Annotated in this window: 14 protein-coding genes and 1 pseudogene; 6 read left to right on the top strand and 9 right to left on the bottom strand. The window is 73.6% G+C overall.

Annotated elements, in window-relative coordinates:
• Window positions 1–21: 21 nt before the first annotated feature.
• Window positions 22–843: an alpha/beta fold hydrolase gene (locus tag D0D28_RS03175; RefSeq protein WP_116109654.1), complete on the top strand. Its 822-nt coding sequence runs from the start codon at window positions 22–24 to the stop codon at window positions 841–843.
• Here D0D28_RS03175 and D0D28_RS03180 read toward each other — a convergent pair.
• A complete protein-coding gene (locus tag D0D28_RS03180; RefSeq protein WP_116109655.1) occupies window positions 814–2,049 on the bottom strand; it encodes an MFS transporter in 1,236 nt (411 codons plus the stop codon). The genes D0D28_RS03175 and D0D28_RS03180 overlap by 30 nt on opposite strands.
• A gap of 27 nt (window positions 2,050–2,076) precedes the next feature.
• Window positions 2,077–3,645, bottom strand: coding sequence for a benzoylformate decarboxylase (gene mdlC, locus D0D28_RS03185; protein ID WP_116109656.1), 1,569 nt, complete (start codon window positions 3,643–3,645; stop codon window positions 2,077–2,079).
• A 97-nt stretch (window positions 3,646–3,742) separates the two neighbouring features.
• On the opposite strand from mdlC, the gene D0D28_RS03190 reads away from it, so the two are divergent.
• Entirely contained in the window at window positions 3,743–4,666 is a 924-nt protein-coding gene (locus D0D28_RS03190) for a LysR family transcriptional regulator (protein ID WP_240323073.1), read from the top strand.
• A gap of 44 nt (window positions 4,667–4,710) precedes the next feature.
• Here the strand turns inward: D0D28_RS03190 and D0D28_RS03195 are convergent, their stop codons facing one another.
• Genes D0D28_RS03195 through D0D28_RS03210 form a run of 4 tightly spaced genes read right to left on the bottom strand, consistent with a single transcriptional unit; the run spans window position 4,711 to window position 9,908 of the window.
• Window positions 4,711–5,097 carry a RidA family protein gene (locus tag D0D28_RS03195; protein WP_094002759.1) on the bottom strand — a complete coding sequence of 129 codons (387 nt, stop codon included), beginning with the start codon at window positions 5,095–5,097 and terminating at the stop codon, window positions 4,711–4,713.
• The gene (locus D0D28_RS03200) at window positions 5,081–6,130 is read right to left on the bottom strand and encodes a dipeptidase (protein ID WP_116109658.1); all 1,050 of its coding nucleotides are present in this window, start codon (window positions 6,128–6,130) and stop codon (window positions 5,081–5,083) included. The genes D0D28_RS03195 and D0D28_RS03200 overlap by 17 nt, the downstream gene beginning before the upstream one ends.
• Complete coding sequence (locus tag D0D28_RS03205) at window positions 6,127–7,878, bottom strand: hydantoinase B/oxoprolinase family protein (RefSeq protein WP_162830965.1); 1,752 nt, start codon at window positions 7,876–7,878, stop codon at window positions 6,127–6,129. The genes D0D28_RS03200 and D0D28_RS03205 overlap by 4 nt, the downstream gene beginning before the upstream one ends.
• Window positions 7,875–9,908: a hydantoinase/oxoprolinase family protein gene (locus D0D28_RS03210; protein WP_116109660.1), complete on the bottom strand. Its 2,034-nt coding sequence runs from the start codon at window positions 9,906–9,908 to the stop codon at window positions 7,875–7,877. Before D0D28_RS03210 ends, D0D28_RS03205 begins: the two co-directional genes overlap by 4 nt.
• Window positions 9,909–10,057: 149 nt before the next feature.
• Here D0D28_RS03210 and D0D28_RS03215 point away from each other — a divergent pair, with 149 nt between their 5' ends.
• Window positions 10,058–11,557, top strand: coding sequence for a PucR family transcriptional regulator (locus D0D28_RS03215; protein WP_116109661.1), 1,500 nt, complete (start codon window positions 10,058–10,060; stop codon window positions 11,555–11,557).
• On the opposite strand, the gene D0D28_RS03220 is transcribed toward D0D28_RS03215, so the two are convergent.
• Together D0D28_RS03220 and D0D28_RS03225 are read right to left on the bottom strand one after the other, a co-directional pair.
• The gene (locus D0D28_RS03220; RefSeq protein WP_116109662.1) at window positions 11,533–12,894 is read right to left on the bottom strand and encodes a hydantoinase/oxoprolinase family protein; all 1,362 of its coding nucleotides are present in this window, start codon (window positions 12,892–12,894) and stop codon (window positions 11,533–11,535) included. The two genes, D0D28_RS03215 and D0D28_RS03220, sit on opposite strands and share 25 nt — an antisense overlap.
• On the bottom strand, window positions 12,891–13,949 hold the full coding sequence (locus D0D28_RS03225) for a DUF917 domain-containing protein (protein ID WP_116109663.1): 1,059 nt from the start codon (window positions 13,947–13,949) through the stop codon (window positions 12,891–12,893). Before D0D28_RS03225 ends, D0D28_RS03220 begins: the two co-directional genes overlap by 4 nt.
• A gap of 83 nt (window positions 13,950–14,032) precedes the next feature.
• Here D0D28_RS03225 and D0D28_RS03230 point away from each other — a divergent pair, with 83 nt between their 5' ends.
• The 3 genes from D0D28_RS03230 (at window position 14,033) to D0D28_RS03240 (ending at window position 16,924) form a co-directional block, all read left to right on the top strand.
• The gene (locus D0D28_RS03230) at window positions 14,033–14,986 is read left to right on the top strand and encodes a threonine ammonia-lyase (protein WP_116109664.1); all 954 of its coding nucleotides are present in this window, start codon (window positions 14,033–14,035) and stop codon (window positions 14,984–14,986) included.
• Window positions 14,987–15,056: 70 nt separating this feature from the next.
• Window positions 15,057–16,148 carry an LLM class flavin-dependent oxidoreductase gene (locus D0D28_RS03235; RefSeq protein WP_094002751.1) on the top strand — a complete coding sequence of 364 codons (1,092 nt, stop codon included), beginning with the start codon at window positions 15,057–15,059 and terminating at the stop codon, window positions 16,146–16,148.
• A gap of 74 nt (window positions 16,149–16,222) precedes the next feature.
• On the top strand, window positions 16,223–16,924 hold the full coding sequence (locus D0D28_RS03240; RefSeq protein ID WP_116109665.1) for a lysophospholipid acyltransferase family protein: 702 nt from the start codon (window positions 16,223–16,225) through the stop codon (window positions 16,922–16,924).
• Between the two features lie 55 nt (window positions 16,925–16,979).
• On the opposite strand, the pseudogene D0D28_RS03245 reads toward D0D28_RS03240, so the two are convergent.
• Window positions 16,980–17,591 (bottom strand): annotated as a pseudogene (locus tag D0D28_RS03245) (aspartate/glutamate racemase family protein).
• Window positions 17,592–17,604: the final 13 nt, after the last annotated feature.

Here is a 17,604-nt window from a genome sequence, read left to right on the forward strand (position 1 = left end):
TGGTAACCCCAGGAGGAGCCCGTGGACCTGCACCGCGTCCGGACCAACGGCATCGAGACCACCGTCACCACCGCCGGAGAGGGCCCGGCCGTCCTGCTGCTGCACGGCTTCCCGCACACCAGGCACGTGTGGCACGGGATCGTGCCCGCGCTCGCCAGGCACCACCGCGTCATCGCGCCGGACATGCGCTGGACCGGCAGCGACGCCGCCGGCGGCTACGACGCCGGCACGCTCGCCGCCGACGCGCTGGGCGTCCTGGACGCGCTCGGCGAGGACACCGCCGCGGTGGTCGGCATCGACGCGGGCACAACACCCGCCGCACTGCTCGCCCTGCGGCACCCCGGCCGAGCCGGCCGCCTGGCCGTCATGGAATCGCTGCTGGGCACCCTGCCCGGCAGCGGGGACTTCCTCGCCGCCGGGCCGCCGTGGTGGTTCGGCTTCCACGCGATGCCCGGCCTGGCCGAGGAGGTCCTCACCGGTCACGAAGCCGCCTACCTCGGCTGGTTCCTCGCCGCCGGCACGCGCGGGCGCGGCGTCCCGGCCGCGGTCCGGGACGCCGTCGTCGCCGCCTACACCGGGACCGAAGCCCTGCGCCGCGCGTTCTCCTACTACCGCGAGCTGCCGCGCAGCGCCCGGCAGATCGAGGCGGCCGTGCGCGCCCGGCGCCTGACCGTGCCCACCCTGGCCATCGGCGCGCACCCGGTCGGCGACGCGCTCGCCCGCCAGCTCCGGCCGGTCACCGACGACCTGACCAGCCACCTCATCGAAGACTGCGGGCACATCATCCCGCTGGACCGGCCGGCCGAGCTGCTGTCAGTGCTGGAGCCCTTCCTGCGCCGGTGACGCCGGAGCCGCCGACGGCGCCTCGCGCTTGCCCGAGCCCAGCAGCAGGATCGCGCCCAGGCCGAGCGCGGCGACGACCGCGAAGAAGTAGAAGCCCCACGGGTAGGCCACCCCGGCGGTCACCAGCGCGCCGGTGACGAACGGGCCCAGGATCGAGCCGAGCCGGCCGATCGCCGAGGTCATGCCCAGCGCCGTGCCGCGCGCCTGGGCCGGGAAGGCGTGCGCGACGTAGCCGTAGATCAGCACCTGCGCCGAGAACACGAACACACCGGTCAGCAGCACCAGCCCGTTGAGCACGAAGGCGTTGCCGATCTTCAGGCTCAGCAGCGCCAGCAGCACCGCGCCGGCGCCGAACCAGATCCGCGCGATCGGGCGGATCCCGAACCGGTCGGCGATGGTGCCGGCGAGGACGAGCCCGATCACCGCGCCGATGTTGAGCACCAGCAGCAGCGTGATCGACGTGGACAGCGGGTAGCCGGCGGTGCGCATCAGCTGCGGCAGCCACGTGTTCAGCCCGTACACCAGCAGCAGGCCCATGAACGAACCGGTCCAGACGGCGATGCTGATGCGGCGGAACTTCGGGCCGATCAGGTCGCGGAAGCCGAACTTCGCGGCGTCCTGCTTGGCCTCCAGGTAGGCGGCCGACTCGGGCAGCTTCCACACCATGATCGGCACCACGAGCACCCCGGCGATGCCGCCGCCGTAGAACAGCACGTGCCAGTTCTCCACCGCGGCCAGCGCGAGCACCGAGGTGAGCACCGCGCCGACGTGGTAGCCGGTCATGGTGAACGTGGACGCGCTGGCCCGGCGCCGCGCGGGCAGGTTCTCCGACATCACGGTCAGCGCGACCGGCATGCACGCGCCCAGCCCGAGCCCGGCGACGAACCGGAACACGCCGAAGGTGGCGACGTTCGGGGCCAGCGGCAGCACCAGGGTGAACACCGAGAACAGCAGCACCGAGCCGATGAGCATGATGCGGCGGCCGAACCGGTCGGTCAGCGGGCCGAGCGCGGCGGCGCCCACCGCGACGCCGATCAGCGACACGGTCGCCACGGCGGTCGCGCCGGCGGCGGTGAACCCGAGGTGCCCGGTCTTGAGCAGCGTCGGGATGGTGGCGCCGAGCGCGACCAGGTCGTAGCCCTCGAGCAGGACGGTCAGCCAGCACAGCACCGCCGTCCAGACCGAGCGGGCGGGAGACGTCGTCATTGCCGTTCTCCTTGTGGGGTGGGGGAATCAGGGAGTGGTCGGTTCGGTGTCGACCTGGATCAGGCGCGGCCCGGCCGGAGCGGTCTTCAGCTGGGCCCGCAGATCGTCCACATCGGACACCGTGGTGGCCGGCACACCGTAGCCGGCGGCGATCGCGGTGAAATCCAGGCCCGGGATCTCGGTGCCCGGCACGTCCGTGGTGCCCAGCAGGTCCGCGAACCAGCGCAGCGCGCCGTAGGTGCCGTTGCGCAGGATCACGAACGTCACCGGCACCCGGTAGTGGGCCGCGGTCCACAGCGCGGTGATGCCGTAGTTCGCGGAGCCGTCGCCGATCACGCCGACCACCGGGCGGCCGGGCAGGCCCATCGCGACCCCGACCGCGGCGGGCATCCCGAATCCGAGACCGCCCGCGGCGGGCCAGAAGTACGAGCCGGGGCGGCGCAGGTCCATCTGCCGCCACCAGGCGGAATTGGTCGACGTGGACTCCACGACGTAGGCGGTGTCGGCGGGCTGGGTCTCGCGCAGCGCGGCGAACACCTGTTCCGGGTGCAGGGCCCGCTCGCCGGTGGCCGGCTCCGGGGTGGGCGCGAACGCGGTCTCCCCCGCCTCGCGCGCGGGCAGCCGGGCGAGCAGGCCGTCCAGGACCGGCCCGGCGGCGGCGACCAGCGACTCCCCCATCGGCGCGCGGGCCGCCTCGCCCGGGTCGTCGGTGACCTGGACCAGCGCCGCGCCGTCGGGCAGGAACGGGCCGGGCACGTGCTGGTGGTACCGGAACACCGGCGCGCCCAGCACCAGGATCAGGTCGTGCCCGTCGAGCCGCGACGACACCGAGCCGATCCCGGCCGGCAGGACGCCGCGGAACAGCGGGTGCCGGTTGGGGAACGGCAACCGGTGCGGCGACGGCGCCACCCACACCGGCAGGGCGAAGTGCTCGGCGAAGGCCACCGCGCGGTCGAAGAGGCCGAGGGCGTCGATGTCGCCGCCGAGCACCAGCACGGGATTCCGCGCGGCGGCGAGCCGTCGCGCGAGGTCGTCCAGCTGCGCCGCGTCCGGGGACAGGCCGCGGCGGACCGCGCGGTCGAGAACCGGGTTGTCGTCGATCTCGGCGGACCAGTCGTCGTAGGGCACGGACAGGTAGGTCGGGCGGCGCCGCAGTTCGGCCTCGAACACCGCCTGCGCGAGCGACCGCGGCACGTCGCCGGGGCAGCTGGGTTCGCCGGACCAGCCGGCCAGTGGCCGCATCAGGGAGGTGGCGTCGACGTTGGCGAGCATCGCCTCCAGGCCGATCGCCGAGCGGACCTGCTGACCCGCGGTCAGCACCAGCGGCGAACGGGAGTAGACGGCGTTGGTCAGCGCGCCCATCGCGTTGCCCGACCCGGCGGCGGCGTGCAGGTTGACCAGCGCCGGGCGGCCGGTGGCCTGGGCGTAGCCGTCGGCCATGCCGACCACCACGCCCTCGTGCAGGCCCAGCACGTAGGTGAAGCTCGCGGGCAGATCGGCCAGGAACGGCAGCTCGTTCGAGCCGGGGTTGCCGAAGATCGTGGTGAGGCCACGGCGTTCGAGGAACTCGTGGGCGATCTTCCGGACGGTCGGCATGCTCGGTGTCCTCCTCGGCAACGGGGTGTCCCGAGGGTGGCAGATCATCCGGTCGTGCTCCAATCAATGTTGCCGACCGCCCTCATAGACAGGATCGATGATGCGGGACTTCGACCTCAACCTCGTGCGCGCGTTCGTGCTGCTCTACGAGACGCGTAGCGTCACGGCGACCGCGGAGTCGATGCACGTCACGCAGCCGACCGTGAGCTACAGCCTGCAGAAGCTGCGCCGGCGGTTCTCCGACGAGCTGTTCCGCCGCACCGGCGGCGGGCTGGTGCCGACCACGACCGCGCAGGCCCTGTACCCGCCGCTGCACCACGCGCTGGCCGAGATCGAGTCCACGCTGAGCGGCGCGCACTCCTTCGACCCGGCGACCGCGTGCGCGCGGTTCACGCTGGCCCTGTCGGACCTGGGTGAGGTGACACTGCTCCCCCGGCTGATGGCGGCGCTGGCGGCGCGGGCGCCCGGGGTGACGCTGACGGTGCGGCCGCTGGACGTGGACAGCGCGGTGGACCAGCTCGGCCGCGGCGAGATCGACGCGTTCGTGGCCTCACCGCTGATCAGCTCGCAGCGGGTGACGCGGATCCCGCTGTTCTCCGAGGGCTACGTGGGCATGGTCGCGCGGGACCACCCCCGGCTGCGCGGCGCTGCCATGTCCGTGGCGGAGCTGACCGCGGAGCGGCACATCACGGTGTTCGGCCCGACCGGGCACCACGGCCCGCGCCGGGCCCTCGAGGCGCGCGGCCTGCTGGTCCGGGTGGTACTGGAGGTGACGCGGTTTTCCACGCTGCCCTACCTGGTGCAGGACAGCGAGCTGGTCGCGATGGTGCCGAGGCTGGTGGCGGACGCCTTCGCGAGCGGTCACCGCGTGCGGCTGCTGGAGCTGCCGTTCGACATCGAGCCCGCGCAGGTCTCGGTGTACGCGCGGCACAGCCACGCCCGCACCCCGGCGCAGCAGTGGCTGACCGGGTTCATGCACGAGACCCTCGCCAGGCCGGGGGCCGCGCCGGCGCAGCCGTGACCGGCGGTGCCGCTCGGCGGCACCGCCGGTCACGAGTTGCGGGATCAGGGCCGGCCGGCTCCCGGGCGGTAGGCCACCGCGGTGATCTCCACGCGGAGGCCGAACGGCAGCGCGGCGACGCCGACCGTCGTCCGGGTGGGCAGCTGGCGGTCACCGAAGAACCGCCGGTAGGCGGCGTCCATGGCGGCCCAGTCGTCGATGTCGGCGAGATAGCAGGTCACGGCGACGAGGTCGTCCACCGTGGCGCCGGCCTCGGCGAGGATGCGCTCCAGATTTCCCAGCGCGGTCAGGGTTTCGCTCTCGATGCCACCGGGGACGATCGCGAAGTCCGCGTCGAATCCGCCCTGGCCGGACACGTACAGGAGGTCACCGGCGACGATGAGCGGGGTGTAGGCGCCCTTCGCGGTGCCGGGGTCAACGTTGGTGCGCATGTGCGGCTCCCGTGCTGGGTTCGTGGTGGTCGAGCACGCCGTCGAGGAAGGCGCGCAGGTTGTCGTGCAGGACGGCGTCGCACTCGGCGGGTGACCAGCCGCGCGCCCGCATCCGCTCGGCGAGGTGGGGGAAGTCCGCGGGTCCTTCGAACCCGTCCACCGCCGCGTCGAACGTCATCCCGTCCGGCATGATCACGTCCGGCGGGATGTGCAGCGCCCCGGACCGGACGATCTGGCGGGAGAAGTCGGACCCGATCGCCAGGTGCTTCACCCCGACGACCTCGCGGGCGTGGTCGAGGTGGTCGACCGCCTTGTCGAGCGTCGCCGCACCGCCTTCGACGCCGAGCGTCACCGGGTGCGGCATCACCCCGATGAGCCCGCCCGCGCCGGCCACGGCGGTGAGCTGCTCGTCGCTGAGGTTGCGCGGGCTGTCGTACACCGCGCGGCACGCGGCGTGGCTGACGAGCACGTGCCCGTGGGCCGCCCGGTCCAGGACCTGGTCGAGCGTGCGGGGGCTGGCGTGGGCGAGGTCGATGGCGACGTGCCGGTCCACGAGCGCGTCGACCAGGGTGCGGCCGAGCGCGCTGAGCCCGCCGTCGCTGTCGTGCTCGCCCAGGCCGTCGGCGAACGGGTTGCGGCGGTTCCAGGTCAGCCCGACCATCCGCACGCCGAGCGCGACGAACGGCTCGAGCAGGGCGGGCGTGTACCCGAAGGGCTCGGTTCCTTCCATGCTCAGCACCAGGGCGACCCGGCCGCTGCGTTCGGCCTCGGCGAGGTCCCCGGCGCCCCGGGCCCAGACCAGATCCTCCGGGTTCTCCCGCAGCGCCCGGTGGAAGGCGCCGCACTGGGTGAGCGCCGCCCGCCGGCCGCCTTCGGGCAGCTGCTCCAGCCCCGCGCTGACCGGGCACACCGTCAGCGCGACCTGTCCCCGCCGCAACTGGCCCAGCCAGTACCGGCCGAACGGGTTCGGCAGGTGCGCGCGATGGGCGACCTCGTAGAGCAGGTCGTTGTGCGCGTCGGCGAACCGGGTCATCGAGCACCACCGGCGCGCAGCGCCTCCGTGCTCTTCTCGTCGACGCGCCACGCGCCGGATTCCTGACGGACCCGGACCCCGTAGAGGAATTCCGCGTCCTCGGCGCTGAGCAGCTCCTCGCCGCCGGCGCGCAGCACCGCCGCCGGATCCCGGTCGAACGGGTCGCCCAGCCCGCCGCCACCCGAGGTGACCGCGGTGAACGAGTCGCCCGGCCACAACCGGTGCGCGCTGTTGTGCCTGGTCACGACGACCTCCCGGTCGGTGCCGGGACGCACGACCACCCGCGCCGGCTTGCCCGGGCGGCCACCGTGCGCGCCCCGGCCCATCACGTCCACGGTGTTCTCCACCATCACGTTGAGGTTCAGCCCGTTGTCCAGGATCCGGTAGTCGCGGCGAACCCCCGCGCCACCGCGGTGCCGCCCGGCCCCCGCGACGTACGGGGCGTACTCGAACCGCTCGATCCGCACCGGGTACCGCGTCTCGATGATCTCCACCGGGGTCGTCGGCACGTCACCGTTGCCCATCACGTTCAGCACCGCGCCGTCCCCGCCGGGCCGTCCGCCGGTGCCGCAGTCGACCGGGTCGCTGAAGATGAACGGCATGCCGTCGCGCGGGTCCGAGCGGGACAGCACGATGCCGGTCAGCTGCGAACCGCCCGCCGGGCACCAGTCCGGCACCGCCTCGGCCAGCGCCCGCACGCACAGCTCGACGACGGTGACCACCGAGTACCCGTAGGAATCGCACGGCGCCGGGCGCTCCGCGGTCAGCGCCGTGCCCGGGGTGAGGTCGAAGTCCAGCGCCCGGAAGTGGCCCGCGTTCGTCGGGTCGGTCGGCATGGTCAGTGCCTTGAGCGCGATCCGCACCGCGCTCCCGGCGACGATCGGGTTGAGGTTGACCGGGCCGGTCCGGGCCGGGCTGGTGCCCTCGAACGACGCGGTCATGCGATCGCCGTCCACGCGGAGGTTCACCGCGAGCCGGACCGGGTCGTTCTCCACCACACCGTCGGAGTCCAGGCACATGGCCGCCCCGTACTCACCGTCCGGGATCTCCGCGATCTTCCGGCGGACGGCGGCGTCGGTGCGCTCGATGACGAACGCCATCGACGCGGCGACCACGTCGGCGCCGTACTTCTCGCACAGGGCCTGCACGCGCAGCGCGCCCTGGCGGGTGGCGGCCAGTTTGGCTTCCAGGTCACCCATCACCAGGCCGGGGAACCGGACGTTCGCGGCGATCAGCTTGAACAGCTCGGCGTTCCGTTCGCCGCCCGACACCAGCTTGAGGTGGGTGAAGCAGATGCCCTCCTGGTAGATGCTCGTCGAGTCGCGGCACCAGCCGCCCGGCTCCTTGCCGCCGATGTCGGCCCAGTGCGCGGTGGCCGAGGAGAACGCGACGAGCCGGCCCGCGTGGAAGACCGGGCGGTAGATGGTCGTGTCGGAGATGTGCGTCCCGCTGAGGTAGGGATCGTTGACGATGAACACGTCACCCTCGCCGAACGCGTCGAGGCCGAGGCCGGCGACACCGGTGCGGATGGTGTCCCCGAGGCAGCCGATGAAGGCCGCGACACCGGGCGCCTCGCCCCACATCTCGCCCTCCGGCGAGACGATGCCGAGCCCGAAGTCCTGCGATTCGAACAGCAACGGGTTGTACGCGGTCAGCCGCAGGGTTCTGGCCATTTCCAGCGCCGCGGAGGTCATTCCGTTGCGGATGATCTCGGCGGTGACGACGTCGATGCGGTCCGGCCCGGTCACGGCTGGTCCTCCGTTCGCGTGATGATCATGGTTCCGAGGTCGTCGATTTCGAGCGTCCAGCCGGGCGGCACGACGGTGGTCGTGGTCCATTCCTCGACGATGGCCGGTCCCGGCACGCGCTGGCCGGTGGCGAGGGCGTCGCGCTCGTAGATCGCGGTGTCGGTGAAGCCCTGCCCGAAGTACACGGGACGGATCTCGCGTGGTTGCGCCGGTTCCCGTGGGGTCCACACCGGCCAGTCCGGTTTGGTCACCGGCCCCACGACCCGGGCCCGGCAGTGCACGAGTTCCAGATCCGCGTCCGCCGCGCCGTGGCCGTACAGCCGGCGGTGGGCGCCGACGAAGCTCTCGCGCACCCGGGGCAGCAGCGCGTCGCCGGAGTCCAGCCACTCCCGCTCCACCGGCACCGGGATGGTGGCGTCCTGGCCCGCGTAGCGCATGTCGAGCTGGAACGTGGTGATCAGGGAGTCGCCGGTGAACCCGTACTGCGCCACCTGGTCGGCGGCCTGATCGGCGAGCGAGGTGAGGATCTTGACGACCTCGGCGCGGCGGGTCTCCTCCCACGGCAGCACCCGCGTCAGCACCGCGTCTTCCCGGTAGTCGGAGCTGAGGATGCCCCACGCCGAGAAGTTCGCCGGCGCCCGGGGGATGACGACCTTGCCGACCTCGCAGTGGCCGGCCACCGCCGCCGCGAACAGGCCACCACCGCCACCGTAGGAGTACATGACGAAGTCGCGCGGGTCGAGACCGCGTTCCACGGTGATCGCGCGGATGGCGTAGGTCATGCTCGTCTCCGCGATGGCCAGCGTGCCCGCGGCGGCCTCTTCCACCGACAGGCCGAGGGGCCCGGCGATCTTCGACCTCATCGCCGCGGCCGCGGCATCCACCGAGAGCCGCATCCGGGAACCGAGGAAGCGCTCCGGATCGATCCGGCCGAGCAGCAGGTGGGCGTCGGTGACGGTCGGTTCGGTGCCGCCGAGCCCGAAGGCGGCCGGCCCCGGATGGGCCCCGGCGCTGCGCGGTCCCACCTGCAGCACGCCGCGGTGGTCGATCCAGGCGATCGACCCGCCCCCGGCGCCGATGGACACGATGTCGATGGTCGGGCCGAGGATCGGGCGCCCGGCCACCGCCGTCTCGGACCGCTCGAGGATCTGCCCGCCTTCGATGAGGGCGACGTCGTAGCTGGTGCCGCCGACGTCCGCGCAGATGACGTCCCGGTGGCCCAGCCGCGCGGCCAGCGCCGCCGCGCCGATCACCCCGCCGGCGGGCCCGGACTCCAGCGTCCGGATCGGCTTGCGCGCGGCGAGGTGCTCGGCGATCACGCCGCCGTTGGACTGCATGAGCGCGACCGGCCGGTCGTAGCCGTGCGACCGCAGGTTCCGGACCAGGTCGCCGATGTAGCGCTCGAACCCGGGCTGGACGTAGGTGTTGAGCACGGTCGTGGACGTCCGCTCGTACTCGCGCCACTCGGTGATCAGCTCGCTGGAGGCGGTCACCGCGACGCCGGGGTGCGCCTCCCGCACCAGCTCGGCCGCCCGCCGCTCGTGCTCCTGGTTGGCGTAGGAGTGCAGGAAGCAGATCGCGATCGCCTCGGCGCCGCGTCCCACGAGCAGGCCGGCGGCCGCGAGCACCCCGGCTTCGTCGAGCGGCTCGATGATCGTGCCGTCCCCGGCGATCCGCTCCCGGACCTCCGCCCGCATGTCGCGGGGCACCAGCGAACGCACGGGTTCGTAGCACAGGTTGTAGATCTCCGGGCGCCCGCCGCGGGCCAGCGCGAGCACGTCGCGGAAGCCGCCGGTGGTGATGAGGCCGACCGCCACCCCGCGCTCCTGCAGGATGGTGTTGATCGCGACCGTGGTGCCGTGGAAGATCCGCTCGATCGCGCCGATGCCGACCGGCAGCCTGCCGAGGCCGGTGAGGAACTCCTCCACCAGCTTCGACGACGTCGACGGCTGCTTTTCGATCACCAGCTCGCCACTGGCCTCGTCGAGCATGACGAAATCGATGAACGTCCCGCCGACGTCGACGGCCACGCGGGTTCCAGGTGTCTTGCTTGGTGCAGGCACTGGGACTCCCTTCGTCCGATGTGCGCCCAGTATGTGAAGCCGGAACCCGGCCGTCTTCGGGTCGATCGCACGGTTTTGTGGTCGCGTTCGTGCACAACGCACAGCATCATGGAGGGATGACGACGGTCGGCGAAGTGCTGCGCGACCCCCATCTGGCCGGGCTGGTGACCCGGCTGGCACCCGGCGGCGAGGTGTCCGGGGTGCCGGTCACCGGGGTGTCGATCGCCGAGGACGTCACCGGGATCGCGGGTGCCGGCGCGGGCACGGTGGTGATCCTGACCGCCCGCGCGTCGGCGGATCTGACCGGTTACCGGCTCGACGTGGCGCTCCGCGTGGCGGCCGAGCACGCGGTGGCGGCGGTGGTCCTGCTGACCGCGGAACCGCCCGTGATCGAGCCCTCGGCGTCCGCGATCGCGGTGTCCGGCCCGGTCGTGGTGCTGCACGCCGATGCGCGGACCTCGCCGGCCGAGCTGGTGGTGGCGGTGGACCGCAGGCTCACCACCGGCGCCGCGGCCGCGCTCGAGCGGGACGACCACGGGCTGACGCGGCTGTGCGGCCTGCTCGCGGAGGGCGCCTCACTGGACGATCTCCTCGCCGCGGCGGGGACGATCGCCGGACCCGTCGCGTACCGCCCGCCGGGACCGGGCGAACTGACGGCCCCGGTGCTGGTCGACGGCCGCGAGGAAGGAGCGCTGAGCGCCGCCCGGACGGGCGACCGCGCGGACGACATGGCGCAGGAGCTGGTGCTCGCGCTGTGCGCCGCGGCCGTCGGCGAGGTCGTCCGGCGCACCCGGCGCGCCGAGGAGGCGCCCGAGCAGCGCCGTGCCGAGCTGCTGACCGAACTGCTGTCCGCCGAACGGGCCGGCGCCGAACGGTTGCTCGACCGGGCGCGTGCCCTCGGCATCGACATCGACGGCTGGTACACGGCGCTGCTGCTGGACACCGGTGACCCCGGCGCGGACGACCTGCGGGAGAGCGCACGGTTCGACCGGGCCACCGAGGTCCGGCGCGTCGCCTTGGAAGTCGCGCGCGACGCCGGGGGCGTGTGGCAGCGGGCGCGCAGCGGGGCCGCGCAGCTCTTCGTGCGGATCGACCCCACCGATCCCGGGCTCGGCGCGGTCCCCGCGGTCACCGCCGTCGCCAGGGAGATCGTGGCGGGCGCGGCCGATCTGGGCATCCCGGCGCGGGCCGGCGTGGGCAGCGCGCATCCCGGCCCGGAGGGGATGCGGCGCTCGGTGGCGCAGGCGCGGGGGGCGCTGGCCGCCCGGGAGGATCCGGTCGTGGCGTTCGATTCCCTGGGCACCAACCGGTTCCTGGCCGAGTGGTCGGCGTCGGCGAGCGGCCGGGACATCAGCCGGACCCTGCTCGCTCCGCTGGACCGGCTGGATCCGGAGCGGTGCGCGACGGCGGTGCGCACCCTGGCCGCCTACCTCGACCACCACGGGTCGCTGCTGCACGCGGCCGAGGCGCTGCACCTGCACCGCAACTCGCTGTCGTACCGGATCCAGCGGATCCTCGCGATGCTGGACGTCGACCTCGACGACCCGGACCAGTGGATGATGCTCCAGCTGGCCTGCCGGATCCGGCTGCTTCAGGAAGGCCGCACGCGCAGCTGAGGCGGTCCTTCGACGCGTGCCCGGACCCGGACCGGGCTGTCCGGCAGGTAGGGCAACGGCAGCTCGCTCACCTCGACGACCGAGATCGCGTCCGGGTCGGCGCCGTGGCCCACCGCTCGCTCGACGGCCCGCCGGGTGAGCGTGGCGCGCCGCTCACCGGCCGGGGTGCCGCGGGGCAGGATGGCCTCGGCGGTGGCGCCGCCGGGCGCCAGCGCCGCGCCGAGGGCCGCGGCGAACTCACCCTGCCGGGGGCGCAGCACGTCATCGAAGCCGGGCAGGCCGGCCGGGAGGTCATCGGGCGGACCGACCACCACCAGCTGGTCGGGCGCCCCGCGGTCCCGCATCGGCTCGATCGCCCGCAGGAACCGGGACCCGGTGGCGGCGCGGGCCGTGACCACCTGCGGGACCGCCACGGTCGTCGGCACCCCGGCGATCATGCGTCGTCCCGGGGTCAGGCGCGGACGGCCGGCGCGCACCACGCCGACCGCCACCCCGCCGCGCGTGACCCGGCAGACGAACGCCTCGGCCACGCCGATCCGCAGGGCGCCGCCGCGCAGCCAGGCCGCGTCGCAGCCGGCGTGGGTCAGCAGCGGGAAGCGGGCCGCGTGTTCGGCGAGCATGAGTGTCCCGTCGGTGCGCACCACGAAACAGGGAGCGTGCACGCCCCGCTCGCGCGAGGCCGCGGCCACCGCGTCCGTCACGCGGCGCCCCACCCCGGTCAGCGCGGCGTTCAGCACCGCGGTGTTCTCGCGTTCCAGCAGTCCCAGGACGCCGAAGTGGTGGCTCAGCACCACCGGAAGCCCGGGCAGCGCGGTCTCGATGATCCGCTCGGCCGCCCGCTCGTCCGCATCCGAAACCCCGGAGAACGTGCCGGTGACCGATACCGCCGCCGCCGTGGCGCCCGCGTGTGCCAGGGCGTCGCGCAACCCCGTCCGGTCGAGCGGTTCCGGCGCGCTGCCGTCGACGGTGCGCCCGCCGGAGACGATCACCTCGCCGGCCGAGACGGCGGTCCGCAGCGCCTCCGGCCAGCCGGCCAGCGGCGGGAAGGCCGATCGTGGCGAGGCCGCCAGCCGCACGGCCAGGACGGGGCTCAGCTCGCCGAGCCGGTGCAATCCCGTCGCCGCCCAGTTCCCCGCGACCACGACGGCCGCCACCGCACCGGGCCGGACCGGCCCGGCGGCCAGCAACCGGGCCAGCGCCGCGTCCACGTCCGCCGCCGCCGATCCCGTGGCGGCGGTCTCGACGGCCGCGACCGGGTGGCCGTCCGGCGTGACCGCCGCGGCTTCGGTCCGCTGGTTGCCCAGGGCGACGGCCACCCGCACCGGCCCGGTCGTCATCGCGGCGCCTCCCCGGCGAGATCGAACCCGAAGGCGGCCGGCCCGGCGAGCGCGAGGCCCTCCGGTGTCCGCCAGGCCGCGGGCAGGACCTCGGCGATCGCCGTCACCAGCAGGTCCTCGCGCAGCTCGTCGATCAGCAGCGGACGGCGGGTTTCCGTGGCGAACAGGACGATGGTGTCCGGAGTGGCGGCCACGACCCGGCCGCCGTCGAGCGCCAGCAGGAACTCCTCCTGGAACTCGACGCGCAGCGACCGGTCCCCGTCCGCGCTGTCGATCATCAGCGAACCACCGGTGCGCTGCTCGGGTCCGTGGTGCCGGAGGTGCCGCACGTGGCCGCGGACCAGGACACGACCACCGCCGAGCGCGGATTCGACGCTCCCGGCCCTGCCGAGCGCGGCGCGGCCGATGGCGAGCGCCCGGGACACCGTGCCGCGGAGCGCGGCCCGCCGGGCCACCGCCGCCTCCATCAGCTCGAACGCGAACGCGCCGAGACCGCCGACCCCGGCGAGCACACCGAACGCGGTGGTCACGAACCGTTCCCGGGTGCGGGCCCGGATCGTGATGCTCTGGCCGGCGCCGTCGACCACGAACGCGGGCGTCGGCGGCACCCCGGCCAGGCCCATCACGGTGGCCATGTTCGGCATCGGGCGCCCGGTGCCGTCGGCGTCGGCCAGCGGCAGTCCCAGCACGGCGGCCCAGGCCAGGGGAATCAGCCCGTTCGCGCCGGCGAGCTGGAAGGGCATCAGCGCGTCGACCGGCCGTCCGTGGACGTCCCGCACGGCGGCGGCCAGCTCGGCCGGTTCGTCCCCGGTGGGCAGGCGCTCCTCGAACACCAGCGGGGAGCCGAGCATGCCGCACGGCATGACGAGCGCATCGGGTGGCAGCTCGTCGAGATCCACCACGCGGACCGGGCCGGACCGCTCAACCGCGTCGCGCGCGAGCCGCTCGGCGAGCGTCACCCCGCCCCCGCCGCCGCAGCCGAGCACCGCGCAGCCGCGCGCGAACGCGGCCACGTCACGGCGGCCGATCCGGCGAGGCAGCGTGCCCGGGCTCATCGCACGAGTATCCACGCCGCGGCCCCTCACCACGGGTGGGACACTGCTGGACCTGGCCGCCGGGCGCGCGCCAGGGTGGGGGCATGCTGACGACGCGTCTCGACACGGCCCGGATCCGGGCCGCCCGCCAGGTGATCGACCCGCTGTTCCTCGGCTCCCCGCTCTACCGCTGCGTGGCGCTGGAACCCGGCCTCGGTTGCGCGGTCAGCATCAAGCTGGAGACGGCGAACCCGGTGCGCAGCTTCAAGGGCCGCGGCACCGAGGTGATCGCGAGCGCGCCCGGCGCGGATGCCGTGGTGTGCGCCAGCGCGGGGAACCTCGGCCAGGCACTGGCCTGGTCCGGCCGCAACCGGGGGCTCGACGTCACCGTCGTGGCGTCCCGCTTTGCGCCGGTGACCAAGCTCGACCGCATCCGCGCCCTGGACGCCCGGCTGGAGCTGGTGGACGGCGACTTCGAGCTGGCCCGCGAGCGGGCGGCGGACATCGCGCGGCACGACGGGATCCGGCTGGTCGAGGACAGCCTCGACATCGAGACGTGCGAGGGCGCGGCGACCATCGGCCTGGAACTGGTGGACGCCGCGCCGCCGTTCGACGCCGTGCTGATCGCTCTCGGCGGTGGCGCGATGGCGACCGGGGTGGGTCACGTCGTGAAGGACTGCCTGCCCGGCGCCGAGGTGATCTGCGTCCAGCCGCTGGGCGCACCGGCGATGACGCTGTCCTGGCGCGAGCGGCGCGTGGTCACCACCGATGCCACCGACACGATCGCCGACGGCGTCGCCGGGCGGTGCCCCATTCCCGCGGTGCTCGACGACCTCCTCCGGGTCGCCGACGACGCCGTCCTGGTCCGGGAGGAGTCGATCATCGCCGGGATGCGGATGCTGCTCGACCACGCCGGCCTGGTCGTCGAACCGTCGGCCGCGCTGGGCGTGGCGGCCATCCTGGAAGACCGCGAGCGCTTCGCCGGGCGGCACGTGGTCACCATCGTGTGCGGCGGCAACGTCGACCCGGAGGCCCACCGCCGCTGGACCGGCGGATAATCTCGCCCGGAATATTCTTCCGCGCGAGACGTTCTACCGGCCGGGGACACCAGATCAGCAGGAGGCTGTCATGCAGTTCGGGATCTTCTCCGTCAGCGACGTGACCACGGATCCGACGACCGGCCAAACTCCGGACGACACCCAGCGCGTGCGGTCGATGCTGACCATCGCCCAGCACGCCGACCAGGCCGGGCTCGACGTCTTCGCCACCGGCGAGCACCACAACCCGCCGTTCGTCGCGTCCTCCCCCACCACCCTGCTCGGCTACCTGGCCGGGGTGACCAAGAACATCATCCTGTCCACCTCGACGACGCTGATCACCACCAACGACCCGGTGAAGATCGCCGAGGACTACGCGATGCTGCAGGTCATCTCGGGCGGCCGGATGGACCTGATGATGGGCCGTGGCAACACCGGGCCGGTCTACCCGTGGTTCGGCCAGGACATCCGGCAGGGCATCCCGCTCGCGATCGAGAACTACGCCCTGCTGCGCCGCCTGTGGGAGGAGGACGTCGTCGACTGGGAGGGCAACTTCCGCACCCCCCTGCGCGGCTTCACCGCCACCCCGCGTCCGCTCGACGGGGTTCCGCCGTTCGTCTGGCACGGCTCGATCCGCAGCCCGGAGATCGCCGAGCAGGCCGCCTACTACGGCGACGGCTTCTTCCACAACAACATCTTCTGGCCGATGTCCCACACGAAGAAGATGGTGCACTTCTACCGGCAGCGGTTCGAGCACTACGGCCACGGCCCGGCCGACACCGCGATCGTCGGGCTCGGCGGGCAGGTCTTCATGCGCAGGAACTCCCAGGACGCGTGGAACGAGTTCCGCCCCTACTTCGACAACGCCCCGGTCTACGGCCACGGCCCGTCGATGGAGGACTTCACCGCGACGACCCCGCTGACGGTCGGCAGCCCGCAGCAGGTGATCGACCGGTACGCGGCGATGCGCGAGGACGTCGGCGACTACCAGCGCCAGCTGTTCCTCATCGACCACGCGGGCCTGCCGCTGAAGACCGTGCTGGAGCAGATCGACCTGCTCGCCGAGGAGGTCGTCCCGGTGCTGCGCAAGGAGATGGAGGCCAAGCGGCCCGCGCACGTGCCGGCGAACCCGCCGAGCCACGCCGAGCGCGTCGAGGCGGCACGGGCGAAGGCGGCTTCCTGAGCCTCCGGCGAACCGGACGAACGTCACATCGCGACCCTACGGAGAAGTAACCTACGGTCCCGTAACCTGACGGGATGGCAGAGCTCGTGTACCCACCCGTCGTCCTGTTCGCGAAGACCATGTTCCGGGTCCTCGACCTGAAACTGCGCGTCGAGGGCAGCGAGCACATCCCCGCCCGCGGTGGCGCGGTCATCGCCTGCAACCACGTCTCCTACCTGGACTTCATCTTCTGCGGCCTGGGCGCGCAGCCGGCGAAGCGGCTGGTGCGGTTCATGGCGAAGAAGGAGGTCTTCGACCACCGGATCTCCGGCCCGCTGATGCGCGGCATGGGCCACATCCCGGTCGATCGCGCGGCCGGGGGCGGCGCCTACGACGAGGCGGTCGCCCGGCTGCGCGGCGGCGAGGTCGTGGGCGTGTTCCCGGAAGCCACGATCAGCCCGTCGTTCACGGTCGAGGAGGTCAAGTCGGGCGCGGCGCGGATGGCGGCCCAGGCCGGGGTGCCGCTGATCCCGATGGCCGTGTGGGGCTCGCAGCGGCTGTGGACGAAGGGCCGGCCGCGCCGGCTCACCCAGCGGCACGTGCCGATCTCGATCCTGATGGACGAGCCGCTGCGCCCCGGCCCGGCCGACGACGCCGACGCCGTCACCCGCGAGCTGCGTGACCGGATGAGCCTGCTGCTCGACCGGGCCCAGGCGGAGTACCCGGAAAAGCCCGCCGGCCCGGACGACCTCTGGTGGCTGCCCGCCCACCTCGGCGGCACCGCGCCCCAGCCCTGACCCGCCGCCGCTCGCCCGCCCGGGTTTGGCCGACCGGACGCCGACCGCGCGGGGATCAGCCGACCGGCGCGGCGGGCAGCGGGCGGACGCCCAGCGCGAAGTCGGCCGCGGCCTCGGCGTGCAGGCGCGTGGTGGGGAACACCGGCACGGCACTGTCGGCCTCGCCGACCAGCAGTTCGAACTCGGTGCAGCCGTACACGACGCCCTCGGCACCGGCCGTCACCAGCCGTTCGATCACGCCGCGGCAGGCCGCGCGGGACTCCTCCCGCGTCACGCCCCGGACCAGCTCGTCGTAGATGATCCGGGGCACCAGGTCGCGGTCGACCGCTTCGGGCACCAGCACGTCGAGCCCGTGCGCGGCGCGGCGATCGCGGTAGAACGGCTGCTCCATGGTGAACCGCGTGCCCAGCAGGCCGACGGCCGGCGTCGGTGATCGCGGCGGCGGTGGCGTCGGCCAGGTGCAGCATCGGGATTCCGACCGCGTCCGCGATCGTCCCGGCGACCTTGTGCATGGTGTTGGTGCACAACACGACGACGTCCGCGCCCGCCGCCTCCAGCGCCCGCGCCGCCCGGGCCAGCTCGGCGCCCGCACCCGCTCGTCGGCCAGCCGGTAGTACTCCACAGAGGACTCCCAGCTCATGCCGCCCGGCAGACCGATCACCTCCACGGCGACCAGTCTG

The organism is Amycolatopsis ruanii (assembly GCF_003385175.1).
Taxonomy (GTDB): domain Bacteria; phylum Actinomycetota; class Actinomycetes; order Mycobacteriales; family Pseudonocardiaceae; genus Amycolatopsis_E; species Amycolatopsis_E thermalba.